Source organism: Streptococcus oralis (assembly GCF_023109195.1).
GTDB lineage: Bacteria > Bacillota > Bacilli > Lactobacillales > Streptococcaceae > Streptococcus > Streptococcus oralis_BV.
In genome coordinates this window covers 421477-433856 of record NZ_JALDUB010000001.1, presented here as the reverse complement: position 1 = coordinate 433856, position 12380 = coordinate 421477, and the positions used below count along the sequence as shown (strand labels likewise).

Below are 12380 nucleotides of genomic sequence, written 5' to 3'. Positions count from 1 at the left end.
AGTCACTTTAAAACGGGACTAGAGGGGAATTGAGCATTTTTTAGAAGACAATTTCAATTTTAGGGATAAACTTGGGGCGAGATAAAGAAAAAAGCCTTATTTAAGGCTTTCATAGGCTTTTTACATCCACCCTGAGGGAATCGAACCCCCATCTCAAGAACCGGAATCTTACGTGATATCCATTACACTAAGGGTGGAAACTTGTCTTATTATAACAGAAATTTGCTCTAATAACAAGTTTTTTTATGGGTAGACTAAGCGTCCATTAGTGGGATGCATCCCCGTTCCAGATAGAGTTTTTCACGATAACATAATCAACATGTTTAAGGTCAGCAATTCTGCGTCCACCTGCGTAGGAAATAGCACTTTGTAAGTCCTGCTCCATCTCAGTAAGGGTGTCTTGCAAATGCCCTTTGGTAGGAAGCAAAATGCGTTTGCCTTCCACATTTTTATATGCTCCTTTTTGATATTGAGAAGCTGAACCATAGTATTCTTTGAACTGTTCGCCATCAACTTCAATCGTTTTCCCTGGGCTTTCGATGTGTCCTGCAAAAAGGGAACCGATCATGACCATGCTGGCACCGAAACGGATAGACTTAGCAATATCACCATGAGTACGAATCCCACCATCAGCAATGATCGGTTTACGCGCAGCCTTAGCACACCAACGTAGGGCAGCCAATTGCCAACCACCTGTACCAAAACCAGTCTTGACCTTGGTGATACAAACCTTACCAGGACCGATTCCGACCTTAGTCGCATCCGCACCGGCATTTTCCAATTCACGCACAGCTTCTGGTGTTCCCACGTTACCAGCAATGACAAACGTATCTGGTAATTCTTTCTTAATGTGTTGAATCATAGAAATCACGCTATCTGCATGTCCATGAGCAATGTCAATCGTGATATACTCAGGAGCATCAGCCTTGAGTTGGCTAACAAAATCATACTCGTAATCCTTGACACCGACTGAAATAGAAGCAATGAGCCCTTGATCGTGCATGCGTTTGATAAAAGGAATGCGCCCAGCCTCATCAAAACGATGCATAATGTAAAAGTAACCGCCTTTAGCAAGTTGCTCTGCAACATCCTCATCCAAAATCGTCTGCATGTTGGCTGGTACAACAGGTAATTTGAAAGTGTGATTTCCAAGTGTGACGCTTGTGTCTGCTTCTGCACGGCTTTTAATGACACATTTATTTGGGATCAACTGAATATCTTCGTAATCAAAAATTGGAAATTCATTTAACATATCGCTGTCTCGTTTCTTTTGTAATGACCTAGCTATGCTTGCGCATCCCTACGCCTTTTCCGACGTTTCCTTGATTTATTATAAACTAAAGTACAGTTTTTGTCAAATAATTTTAATTATAAAACAATAATGTTCGGTTTTTATAATTTAAATATAAAAAGTGAGGAGATTAGTTTCTCCCCACTTCCTTATCAATATTTCTTTTAAAAATCGCTTCGGAGCTTTCCATCATTTCACAAAATTCATTATAAGATGAAGCATTCTGAGGAATATGGATAGACAATTTCTTCAACAAAGCTCCATAACCTGCTAGCTTTCCTATCTCATTATCAACAACCTTGTGCTTGCTCGGAAAAACAAGACCAGCTTTCTCAGCTTCTAAAATATAAGAATAGGAAATCAGCTGGAATAAGTCCTCACGGTTGATTCCTTTTTCAGTGAACTCCAGTTTCTTATATTTTGCATCTAGAACAATCTTTCGTTCTCTGTCATAAAAATCTGGATATACCTTTCGTTTCCCAACAGAAAATACTGAAATTCCGTCCGTCTTATCTTTATTTCGTGGATGGATGAAACCTTTTGGCAACAAGCTGTGAACATACTCTTCCCAAAGCCAGGCAACATCAAAGAGAATACCATGTACCCTTTGAGATTGAGGGCCAAGACCATGCTTTTCTCTACTCAGAATCATCAAGCAGAGTTCCTGTAACTTTCTGTACTCTCTGAAGTAGGCGTGTCGGATGGGTTTGATTTTATTCATTCTGATAATCTTAGCACGATCAGCTAGTTTATAAGCTGGAGTTGCACGAGTAATTTCAGTTATATTTTCACGATTACTATCAAGTAGTGCTCCAAAACTTTTTTGAATCTTTATGTACTCAATCGTATGCCGAATCAACTGCATGAGTGGATTATCATAGGTAAACTCTCTTGTTGTATAGGCAATATTTCCCGTAAAAGGAAGATTTTTCTTAAGATGATTTCCTACATCAACGGCTCCCTTTACATGACTGTCGTTATGAGAAAATCTCTGGTATTCCTTATAAAGACCTTTTCTGAGAGCAGCTTGTAAATACTTGGGAAAGAGGTAAATCAAAAGCTGATAGAGTTTATCCTCTAGAGATAGACCGACATCCAAACTAGTCAGATTGATATTGAGAACCTTTTGTAAGAGATAATGCAAAAAATGGTCGTTACTTTCATCAGAAAAACGAGAGGCAATCGTTAATCTTTCCTGACCATATCCAAGAAAACCAATCACGTTTCCTGTCTTGATTTCCTGATTAACTGTTTCCAAAATCTTTTGGTCCTTATCTAAATCAAGAGAATTTATCAAATCATTCGGGAAAATAAAGATACGGTCCTCTCGAGAAAGGTTATCCAGTGTTCTATCAAGAAGCGCTTGACTTAGTTTGGGATATTCTGCTACAAAGTCTTCTTTAGCAATTTTATGCTGATTATCAGTTATACGCATCATTATCACCAGTATCTTGCTGAACTGTTTGCTCGTTATTTGTCAGATCAAATGCTTTTTTCAATGTATCCAGAGTTTCGGCCTCCTCATAAGAACCACGTAAGTAATCTTCCAATAGAGGTTTGAGGTAATCAGACCAGAGTAACTCATAGTCAAAATCCACATCCTGCAACTTAAGGAAATAACTTGGTCCGATATGATAATGACTATTTAGCTCTTGAACGTTTTCGATAGCAGCATTCAAGTTTCTTAGACGAGTTTTTGCTTCTTCGGCTTTATCACCAAGCACGTCATCAAGCATACCAACTTGACTCTCGGCAGTAACTTCAACAAAACGGAAACGACGACGCATAGCAAAATCAAAGGTATCTACTGAACGGTCAATATCATTCATTGTTCCGATGATGTAGACATTCTCAGGAATATAAAACTTGTCATCAGTCTCATGTAAATTAGCATATTGGGTAGAAACACTTCCCTTTTCACCACGATAACCAGGGTCAATAGAGAAAAAGAGTTCACCAAAAATCTTTGAAATCTCTCCACGATTGATTTCATCGATGATGAAGACGAATTTCTTATCAGTATCAATTTCTGTTGGGGAAACATAGTCTTTCAAACCAAATCTCTTTCTCAATGTTTCTAGGACTTTTTTTCCTTGATTACGATAATAAGGCTGTTTCAGATATTTTTCATCTTTATAGAGTTCATAAACATAAGATTTTGTTAAGCAAGTTCCTTGGGCTTTAGTTTCATAATTGATATTAAAATTATTTCTACTATTTACTGTGAGATAGGAAAATTCTGTCAAATATTCTTTTTCATCTCTGCTATTTACATATTCAAGATAAAGATCCCACGCTTCCTCAAAATTATCTTGGCCTCCAGTTTTCTGAGCTTCTTTAGCCTTCTGGCAAAACTTCTTAAAAATACCATCTTCTAGCTTAAACTCGATAGCTCCATCACCATTTGATACAGGTCTCAACCCCTCTACAAAATCAGTATAATCATAGGATGGATGAAATTGTACAAATCCGATTTGGTCTTCGTTGCCACCCGTTAATTCTTTAGCAATTTCTTTAGCAAGATAAGTTTTTCCTGTGCCAGGTGCACCACGGAGGATGAGGTTTTTGGATTTTTTTAATATACCACTATAATTAAATAAAAAATCATTCCTTAACATAGTTTCACTTTCTAATTTTTTATACTTTTTCCAATTAGGATGATTCAAAAAATAGTCATAGTCTTGAATTATGATTTCATCACTTGCTGCAAATTTTATTAACTGGTTAGTCTCTTTAGTTCGATACTTAATATCTGATGGAAACCATATTGTTTCTTGCCCCGTAAAGAAAAACCACTCCCTCTCTATATACTCTTTTTTCCAAGCAACAATAATGGTATGCCCATCATCTAAAACCTCTTTAACAGTCGCCATTCCACGAATTTTCATCACAGAAACCTTTAAATCATCTTTCTTTACAAAAGGTAAATTCTTCTTTTTGACATATGTAGATTTAGCAAATAAAACGTCACCTGGTTTAATTTTATTAAACAACTTTAACATTCTTTGATACTGTTTATTTTCCTCGTTATTATGCCATCCTAATTCCCACTTTCCTTCTTTCATAAAATATTCAAGATAATCATCATCACCAAATTTTGTACCAACAAAAAAATAGTTATTTTGCTCACTGTTCATTTGAATACTCCTTTAATTTACTTTCACAAGTAAGTTCTATTAATATATAGTTCATCTATAGCATATCATATCCTATAGAAAAAGAAAAGAACTTCTAAAAAAAGCCCAGCGTTAGGAGCTTCAATGACTCTTAACACTAGACTTCTTTTTTTATCTTAGTAATACTCTCCCTGACGGTAGTCCCATGAGTTAAAGGTATCTGACAAATGCATCATGATTTTATCAATGTCAAGCCCTTTGCGGATAACAACTGGCGCTGGTGAGATTGAACGGGCTCCTCCTTGTTCTGGGATGAGTTTTCCGTCTTTATCGACCATAGACACCATCACACCTTGCTCGTAGCGAGTTTCGATTGTTTTGTCCGGTTGGATGGATGCCACATAGTCGTCTGCTTCGATGACAAGGTCCACTGCTCCTTCGATACGTTCTCCGATTCCTTCTACCTTACCACGATTTCCTTTTCCAGATGGGTTGGCTGATGAGGCGTAGACCATCTTGCCTTCTTCCCAAAGTTTAGCAGCCAACTGCTCACCAGCTTTACCAAACTTGATGACAAAACAGCTAGTACCACGAACGTCAGTCATGAGTTCTTCACGGCCATCACCGTATGCTTTGAGTTTTTCAAAAGCTTCTGGTTTCCAAGGAAGGATACAACCTAGGAGAATGTCTTCGTCCCAATGTTTTTGGTAGAAGGCTTCAATTTCTGGGTTGAGTTGTGCTAAAGCACGTAGCTCGTCCATGCTACCACAAAGTACAACACCTGGTTTGTTACGGTTACGCTCTTTGGCTTCAAATTTGCGTTCAAGTCCTGCATTATCACTCGTCATGATAATGTAACCAACTTTTGTGGGGCAAACGATACATCCGCCCTCACCTTTTAAAATGTCATAGCCTTCTTGTGAAAGTGTACCGTTCCATTGAATGTGTTTTGTCATAGTTCTATATTTCCTTTTCTATTTTTCTATTCCTGCCAGTAGGCTGGACGTTGTTTTTCATAAGCAGCAATCAAGTCTTCATACTGCAAAGTAATGCCGATATCATCCAAACCATTTAAGAGCTTGTGTTTCCACTCGCTATCGATTTCGAAAGTGAATTCTCCAACTGATGAGATGATTTTTTGTTGTTTCAAGTCTACAGTTACCTGGTCGGTCGGTTTGAGTTGGGCTAGCTTTTCTCTAACCTCCCTAGGCTGAACAATAGGCAACATGCCATTATTGAGTTCATTATTGTAATGAATGTCCCCAAAAGATCCTGCAATCACAACCTTAAAACCATAGTCAGCTAGAGCCCAAGCTGCGTGTTCCCTCGAAGAACCCGCCCCAAAGTTATCCCCCGAGATAAGAATACTGGCTTTACGATATTCAGGTCGGTTAAAAACAAAATCTGGATCCTCAGTGTAGTTATCGTCTAGATAACGCCAAGCATACATAAGGTACTTACCAAAGCCTTTTTTATCAATTAACTTGAGAAACTGCTTGGGGAGGATTTGGTCAGTATCAATGTTATCATTCATAAGAGGAACGGTCGTTCCCGTATAAACTGTAAATTTCTCCATATCCTCTCCTTACTGGGCTTCTGGCATTTGTCGAACATCTACGAAGCGCCCTGCGATAGCTGCCGCAGCTGCCATGGCTGGACTGCAAAGATGTGTCTTAGCCCCAAATCCCTGCCTATCTTCAAAGTTACGGTTACTGGTTGAAGCACAGTGGACGCCATCAGGTACCTTGTCGGGATTCATCCCTAGACACATGGAGCAACCTGGGTCTCTCCACTCAAAACCAGCATCTAGAAAGACTTTGTCCAAGCCCAACTTCTCAGCAGCTCGTTTCACAGGACGAGAGCCCGGAACTACAATTGCTGTTAGATTGGGAGCAATTTTCTTTCCTTTGACAAATCGAGCAGCTAGTTGCAAGTCACTGAGACGAGCATTGGTACAAGATCCGATAAAGATATAACCTAGTTCAATGTCCGCTGGCTTTTGACCAGGCTCCAAGTCCATGTAATGATAAGCTCGCTCATCATTCATATCCTTAATTTCTGGAAAACTACTGTCAAAGTCAACTCCCATAGCAGGATTGGTTCCCCAGGTCACCATAGGTGCCAAGTCAGAGACATCCATCTGAATAACCTTATCATAAACGGCATCCTCATCACTGACAAGTGTCTTCCAATCAGCCACAGCCTCTTCAAAGTCCTCTGGAACACATTCTCGTCCCTTGAGATAATCATAGGTAGTCTGATCCGGGTTCATGATCCCCATCTTAGAGCCAAACTCGATGGACATATTGCAGATGGTCATTCGCTCTTCCATGGTCAGAGCATCAATCGCTTGCCCACGATATTCCACCACATAGCCTACACCACAAGCAACGCCGTACTTGGCAATCAAGGCTAAAATGTAATCCTTAGAATAAACTCCTTTTTGAGGAACACCAGTGAATTCTACCAGCATTTTCTTGGGTTTGACCTGCCAGAGGGTCTGGGTCGCAAAGACATGCTCAACCTCACTAGTCCCAATCCCAAAGGCGATGGCTCCGAAAGCTCCGTGAGTAGCTGTATGGCTGTCTCCACAGACAATGAATTTCCCTGGTTGAGTTCTTCCTGTTTCTGGACCTACCATGTGAACGATACCTTGTTTTTCAGAACCATGGGCCGCATGTTCAATCCCAAACTCCTCAACATTTTCAGCAAGCTTATCAATTTGCGCCTTAGAAATCACATCTCGAATATCGTAGATATTGACCGTTGGTACATTGTGGTCAAAGGTGCCAAATGTCAAGTCTGGTCGTCTCAATCTGCGACCTGCATCTCGTAATCCTTGAAAAGCTTGGGGACTAGTCACTTCATGAATATAGTGCTGGTCCACATACATGAGTTGGGGCTGCCCCTCTTCTCCTGTGATGACATGGCGGTCCCATAATTTATCAAAAATCGATTTTCCTGCCATCCATTACCTCCAAATGAAATATAGGGCTACTAGTGTGGTTACCATGCCAAGGAACCAAACCGTTTTAAAATACCATTTTCGAGTCTTGTGATGAAAGATCATTCCTGCTAACCAGGCACCAAATCCACCACAGACAAGTGCTATCGTCAAGAGAATTTTCTCTGGGATGCGCCAAGCACCTCTCCTTGCCTTGGATTTGTCGATTCCATAAATGATAAAAATTATGACATTCCAAATCAAGAGGGTAAGAGTAATTCCTTCGTTTATCTTCATAGTCTTTCAATGATGGCTTCCGTCATTTCCTTGGTCGAAGCCTTTCCTCCTATATCTCTCGTTAAAATTCCTGCTTCCAAACTGGCTTCTACAGCATGTTCGATACGCTCCGCATCCTCATAACGTCCAAAGCTATCTCTCAACATCATGGCAACTGACAAAATCATGGAAATAGGATTGGCAATTCCTTGACCTGCAATATCAGGCGCTGAACCATGAATAGGCTCATAGAGACTTGGACCTTTTTCAGAATGACTGGCTGATGGCATGACGCCAAGTGTGCCTGATAAAACGCTTGATTCATCAGATAAGATATCTCCGAAAAGATTTTCCGTCACAATGACATCAAACTTGGCAGGATTGGTAATCATAAGCATGGCAGCTGAGTCCACCAACTGGTGTTCCAAGGTCACATCTGGGAAATCCTGCGCGACTTCCTCAGCTACTCTGCGCCAGAGTTTTGATGTTGCTAGAACATTTTGCTTATCGATACTAGTAACGATTTTTCTGCGACTTCTTGCGATTTCAAATGCCTTGCGAATGATCCGCTTTACTTCCTCATAGCTGTAGTCGTTGATATCACGCGCTTTGCGCTCTTCAAGGATATGATCTCCAAAGTAAATCCCACCTGTCAACTCACGTACCACGACAAAGTCTACACCAGCAATTCGTTCCGGTTTGAGAGGTGACAAATGCTTAAGACTATCAAAGATTTTTACAGGGCGAATATTGGCATAGAGATTGAGTTCCTTACGAAGAGCTAGCAAGCCTTGTTCAGGCCGAACCACTGCTCCATCATACTGGGGACTACCGATAGCCGCTAGGAGAATAGCATCTGCTTCTCTACATGCCTTGAGGGTTTCATCAGGTAAGGGATGCCCCGCAGCATCAATTCCTGCACCTCCAAAGGGGCGTCTGTCCATCTCATAGCCAAATCCTGTTTTTGAAGCTAGAGCTTCCAGAACCGCTAAACCAGCTTCCATGATTTCTGGACCGATTCCATCTCCTGCTAGAGCTACTATTTTCTTTGTCATAGCCTTCTCCTTTACACACTAGGCATGTCTCGGTAGGAAACGCTATGCCCCATCTCACCTGCATTCTCTTTTTGAACAAAGGTATTGGCATTGATATAAGCAATCGCCGAAGCCTTCAATACATCAAAGTCAAGACCTGCCGCGTTAAAGATGGTCTCTGTATCTCTGTTTTCAACAGTAACCAAAACCCGAGCCTGGGCATCGATCCCATCCGTCACCGCATCAATAGTGTAGGATACCAAACGAACAGATTGGTTGAAGAACTTATCAATAGCGTTAAAGATAGCTTCAACGGAACCTTGTCCTGTCGCATTGAATTCGACTTTTTCACCATCCATATTAGCCAGACTAACGAGCGCTTCAATCTCATTATCTGCATGGGTTTGAAGTTGTAAATCATCAAAGTGGAAGCCTTCTGGATTTTCAACCATGGTTCCAGCTACCAGAGCTCGAATATCTGCATCCGTGATTTCTTGTTTCTTGTCCGCTAGTGCCTTGAACTTAGCGAAGAGTGGTTTGATATCCTCTTCTGTAAAATCTAGGGCCAGTTCTCTTAGTTTTTCAACAAAGGCATGGCGACCAGACAATTTACCAAGCGGAAGACTATTACTCTTAACCCCGACCAATTCAGGTGTGATAATCTCATAAGTGAGAGGATTTTTAAGGACTCCATCTTGGTGAATACCAGACTCGTGGGAGAAGGCATTACCACCAACCACAGCCTTGTTTTTAGGAACTGGAATACCAGAGAAGCGAGAAACCATTTCAGACGTATTCATTGTTTCATCCAAAACAATATCACTAGTTGCTTGGAAGAAATCCTCACGAATCTTCAAAGCAACAGCTACTTCTTCAAGAGCAACATTACCTGCGCGTTCACCGATACCATTAATAGTTCCCTGGACACGTCCAGCACCGTGTTTAATTGCTATCAAAGTATTTGCAGTTGCCATACCGAGATCATCGTGACAGTGGACACCAAAGACAACTTTATGATCTGATTTAATATTTTCAGTCAAGTGATCAAAGATACGTGCAAACTCTTCTGGAGTCGTAAAGCCAACTGTGTCAGGGATATTGATATAAGATGCACCTGCATCGACCGCTGTTTGAACGACTTGCAAGAGGAAATCCAACTCTGTTCTAGTCGCATCTTCAGGAGAGAATTCGACGATTTCAAACTTAGAACGAGCATAAGAAACATGTTCCTTGATAGCTTCTAAAATCTCTTCCTTGCTTTTATTGAGCTTATACTTGCGGTGAATCGGACTGGTAGCGATAAAGACATGAATTTGTGGATACTTGGCATCCTTAAGCGCCTCATAACAAGCATCAATATCAGATTTTACAGAACGAGCTAATCCTGTCACTGCTGTTTTTTTCATGGCTCTAGCAATTTCTTGAACGGCTATAAATGAATCTGGACTAGCAGCCGGAAAACCAGCTTCAATTACAGAAATTCCCCATTTCTCTAGCTGTCTTGCAATGGAAACTTTTTCCTTTATTGAAAAGTTAACACCAGGTGTTTGTTCCCCATCACGAAGGCTTGTATCAAAAAATTCAACTTTACGCATAAGATTTCCCCTTTTCCAAATGTGGTTTTAAAAAAACATCTCGCTTAGAAGCCCAAGCGAGATGTTGATTTACTCCCGCTTGGTAAGCCAAACAGGACTAATGCTTTTGCACTAGCCCGAGTACCTCAACAACAAAGCAAATTGATTAAACTTAGCTGTTTTCATGTTTGACTTTCTCCTTCGTTTGATATCTTGTTTAGTATTTTAGCATAGCTAAAAACACTTGTCAAGAAAAAATCCATTATTTTCTGAAAATTTCTTCAATAAAGAATATTTTGCTAATTGAAAGTATTTGAAAAATCAAGTAACTTTCTTTAATTTTTCACAGTCAAGTTCCAACTTCTTTCGATGAGTTCTATCACTTCTTCATCTTGCAAACTATCATCAAGCGCCAGACTAAGCCAGTAGCGTTTATTCATATGAAAAGCTGGATAAATACCCTTTTGTGAAAGCAAGTCAGCTACTTGGTCGTGTTTGATATTAACTGCTTCGACTAGCCCTTCTCTCCCCTTATCTAGCCTATCCCAAGGAATTCTCATTAAAACAGCATACCACTTTTGATTGCCTTCATGGCGCAATACAGCTGTATCAGGCGATTTTTCCCACAGATACTCCAACTGATTACCATACTTTTCCTGAACTTGAGCCATGATGCGCTTAGTCTGAGGACAGATAAAATCCTGCACATCAAAACAAGCCTTCCGAATCTGATAGAGAATCTCCAAACAAGCCTCACGGACACTTGCAACAAAACTCCCACGCATGCTTTCCATATGTACTTGAGGATAGAGGTCACCAGTCTCCTGATCAAAAACTTGAAAACTCACATTATCTGTAGTGATGGACACAATCATGACAAAGTCTCCATCCAAAATCTGGAAACTGTAGGACCAGACTCCCTCATTTTCTATAAAACCGAAGGCACGAACTTTTTCTTGATTAAACTGATAGGATTTAAAAATTTCAAACATAAGTGAAAACTGCTACCCAAAGCTAGCAGTTCCTTTCTATTTTTTAAAAGACAACCTTGGTACCGTGCAATTGAGTCACACCAAGTTGGTCGATAAAGGTTTGACGGTTGTCCAAGTCAATTCCTCCACCTGGTAAGATTTCAATTTTACCTTTTGCATGTTCCAAAATTCTGTGATAGTGAGCAAAACGTTTGTCTAGCGAGTCCTCAGAAACTCCAGCACGAGTTAAGATACGAGTGACTCCGGCTTGGCTGAGCCAGTCAATGGCTTCCAACTGGTCTTCATCACTTAATTCATCAAAGGCCATGTGAAAGACAATTTCCATTCCTTTAGATGCGGTAATCAGCTTCTCAAGATTAGGCTTATCCAACTTCTTATCAGCAGTTAATGCCCCAAATACAACCCCTTGACTTCCAGCCTGAGTAGTCAAACGAATGTCTTCTAGCATGATCGCTATTTCAAGATCAGTATAGACAAAGTCGCCACCACGGGGACGAATCATAGTCATGATGGTGGTGTCGTAGTTAGCTGCCAGTTCAACCGCTGCCTTGGTCACTCCATAGCTAGGTGTTGTTCCTCCCACTGCTAGATTGTCACAAAGTTCGATTCGACGAGCTCCAGCCTGCATGGCTTTTTCTAGCAAGGTCACATTTTCAGCACAAAATTCGTAAATCATTTGATTCTCCTTGATGTTTTCTTTAAATTTATTATATCATATTATTTTAAATATGCTTTCATTTTTATCAAGGCAAATAACTACTATTTTTATCTATTCTTTGTCAGGAATGACTTTAAAGAGATAATAGGTGATAAAGATAGTCAAGGCTCCCAGACCGATTTTGACTGGCAAAAGAGGAGCAAAATAAATAGAAATTCCCATCAAGATATAGATAGATACGATGATTTTTTTCTTTCGTTCTCGCGCTATTGACTTGGTTTCCCGAAAGTCAGCTACATAAGTCTGATAGAGCTTGGTGTGATAAAGCCAATCTTCAAATCTCTTTGAAGACTTGGAAAAGCAAGCAATTGATAGCAAAAGGAAGGGCGTCGTTGGCAAGAGGGGCAAGACAACCCCAACAAGAGCCAAGGCTAAAGAAATAAAACCAATACTTAGGTAAATAATACGCATGTCTTCTCCTAATTGAAATAATCT

At 40.3% G+C, this 12380-nt stretch carries 12 protein-coding genes and 1 tRNA gene; all 13 read right to left on the bottom strand.

Translation table 11 applies throughout. The features are described from left to right. Nucleotides 1–125: 125 nt before the first annotated feature. The 13 genes from M1F65_RS02095 to M1F65_RS02035 all read right to left on the bottom strand — a co-directional run bounded on the left by M1F65_RS02095 (nucleotide 126) and on the right by M1F65_RS02035 (nucleotide 12356). Nucleotides 126–197, bottom strand: a tRNA-Arg gene (locus tag M1F65_RS02095). 68 nt (nucleotides 198–265) lie between these two features. Beyond that, complete coding sequence (locus M1F65_RS02090) at nucleotides 266–1252, bottom strand: GMP reductase (protein ID WP_070657594.1); 987 nt, start codon at nucleotides 1250–1252, stop codon at nucleotides 266–268. Nucleotides 1253–1421: 169 nt separating this feature from the next. Continuing rightward, nucleotides 1422–2726: an McrC family protein gene (locus tag M1F65_RS02085; protein WP_070657592.1), complete on the bottom strand. Its 1305-nt coding sequence runs from the start codon at nucleotides 2724–2726 to the stop codon at nucleotides 1422–1424. Beyond that, the gene (locus M1F65_RS02080; RefSeq protein WP_001083684.1) at nucleotides 2713–4428 is read right to left on the bottom strand and encodes an McrB family protein; all 1716 of its coding nucleotides are present in this window, start codon (nucleotides 4426–4428) and stop codon (nucleotides 2713–2715) included. The genes M1F65_RS02085 and M1F65_RS02080 overlap by 14 nt, the downstream gene beginning before the upstream one ends. A gap of 155 nt (nucleotides 4429–4583) precedes the next feature. After that, nucleotides 4584–5363 (bottom strand): L-threonylcarbamoyladenylate synthase, encoded by a 780-nt coding sequence (locus M1F65_RS02075; protein WP_247925366.1) that lies wholly within the window; start codon nucleotides 5361–5363, stop codon nucleotides 4584–4586. Nucleotides 5364–5389: 26 nt separating this feature from the next. Beyond that, nucleotides 5390–5983 carry a 3-isopropylmalate dehydratase small subunit gene (leuD, locus tag M1F65_RS02070; RefSeq protein ID WP_247925365.1) on the bottom strand — a complete coding sequence of 198 codons (594 nt, stop codon included), beginning with the start codon at nucleotides 5981–5983 and terminating at the stop codon, nucleotides 5390–5392. Nucleotides 5984–5992: 9 nt separating this feature from the next. Continuing rightward, nucleotides 5993–7375, bottom strand: coding sequence for a 3-isopropylmalate dehydratase large subunit (leuC, locus tag M1F65_RS02065; protein WP_070657586.1), 1383 nt, complete (start codon nucleotides 7373–7375; stop codon nucleotides 5993–5995). Between the two features lie 3 nt (nucleotides 7376–7378). Next, the gene (locus tag M1F65_RS02060; RefSeq protein WP_070657584.1) at nucleotides 7379–7648 is read right to left on the bottom strand and encodes a DUF1294 domain-containing protein; all 270 of its coding nucleotides are present in this window, start codon (nucleotides 7646–7648) and stop codon (nucleotides 7379–7381) included. Further along, on the bottom strand, nucleotides 7645–8682 hold the full coding sequence (gene leuB / locus M1F65_RS02055; protein ID WP_247925364.1) for a 3-isopropylmalate dehydrogenase: 1038 nt from the start codon (nucleotides 8680–8682) through the stop codon (nucleotides 7645–7647). The genes M1F65_RS02060 and leuB overlap by 4 nt, the downstream gene beginning before the upstream one ends. Before the next feature lie 11 nt (nucleotides 8683–8693). Then, nucleotides 8694–10256, bottom strand: coding sequence for a 2-isopropylmalate synthase (locus M1F65_RS02050; RefSeq protein ID WP_247925363.1), 1563 nt, complete (start codon nucleotides 10254–10256; stop codon nucleotides 8694–8696). 314 nt (nucleotides 10257–10570) lie between these two features. After that, nucleotides 10571–11227, bottom strand: coding sequence for an MmcQ/YjbR family DNA-binding protein (locus M1F65_RS02045; protein WP_084944562.1), 657 nt, complete (start codon nucleotides 11225–11227; stop codon nucleotides 10571–10573). Nucleotides 11228–11270: 43 nt separating this feature from the next. Next, a complete protein-coding gene (locus M1F65_RS02040) occupies nucleotides 11271–11903 on the bottom strand; it encodes a copper homeostasis protein CutC (protein ID WP_000638807.1) in 633 nt (210 codons plus the stop codon). A gap of 93 nt (nucleotides 11904–11996) precedes the next feature. Further along, nucleotides 11997–12356, bottom strand: a complete 360-nt coding sequence (locus M1F65_RS02035; RefSeq protein WP_001220359.1) for a YbaN family protein — start codon at nucleotides 12354–12356, stop codon at nucleotides 11997–11999. Nucleotides 12357–12380 lie beyond the last annotated feature (24 nt).

Excerpts from the sequence above, each read along its gene's own strand:
- M1F65_RS02045 (WP_084944562.1), bottom strand. The coding sequence starts at position 11,227 with ATGTTTGAAATTTTTAAATCCTATCAGTTTAATCAAGAAAAAGTTCGT.
- M1F65_RS02040 (WP_000638807.1), bottom strand. The coding sequence starts at position 11,903 with ATGATTTACGAATTTTGTGCTGAAAATGTGACCTTGCTAGAAAAAGCC.
- M1F65_RS02075 (WP_247925366.1), bottom strand. The coding sequence starts at position 5,363 with ATGACAAAACACATTCAATGGAACGGTACACTTTCACAAGAAGGCTAT.
- M1F65_RS02085 (WP_070657592.1), bottom strand. The coding sequence starts at position 2,726 with ATGCGTATAACTGATAATCAGCATAAAATTGCTAAAGAAGACTTTGTA.
- M1F65_RS02060 (WP_070657584.1), bottom strand. The coding sequence starts at position 7,648 with ATGAAGATAAACGAAGGAATTACTCTTACCCTCTTGATTTGGAATGTC.
- leuB (WP_247925364.1), bottom strand. The coding sequence starts at position 8,682 with ATGACAAAGAAAATAGTAGCTCTAGCAGGAGATGGAATCGGTCCAGAA.
- M1F65_RS02050 (WP_247925363.1), bottom strand. The coding sequence starts at position 10,256 with ATGCGTAAAGTTGAATTTTTTGATACAAGCCTTCGTGATGGGGAACAA.
- leuC (WP_070657586.1), bottom strand. The coding sequence starts at position 7,375 with ATGGCAGGAAAATCGATTTTTGATAAATTATGGGACCGCCATGTCATC.
- M1F65_RS02090 (WP_070657594.1), bottom strand. The coding sequence starts at position 1,252 with ATGTTAAATGAATTTCCAATTTTTGATTACGAAGATATTCAGTTGATC.
- leuD (WP_247925365.1), bottom strand. The coding sequence starts at position 5,983 with ATGGAGAAATTTACAGTTTATACGGGAACGACCGTTCCTCTTATGAAT.
- M1F65_RS02080 (WP_001083684.1), bottom strand. The coding sequence starts at position 4,428 with ATGAACAGTGAGCAAAATAACTATTTTTTTGTTGGTACAAAATTTGGT.
- M1F65_RS02035 (WP_001220359.1), bottom strand. The coding sequence starts at position 12,356 with ATGCGTATTATTTACCTAAGTATTGGTTTTATTTCTTTAGCCTTGGCT.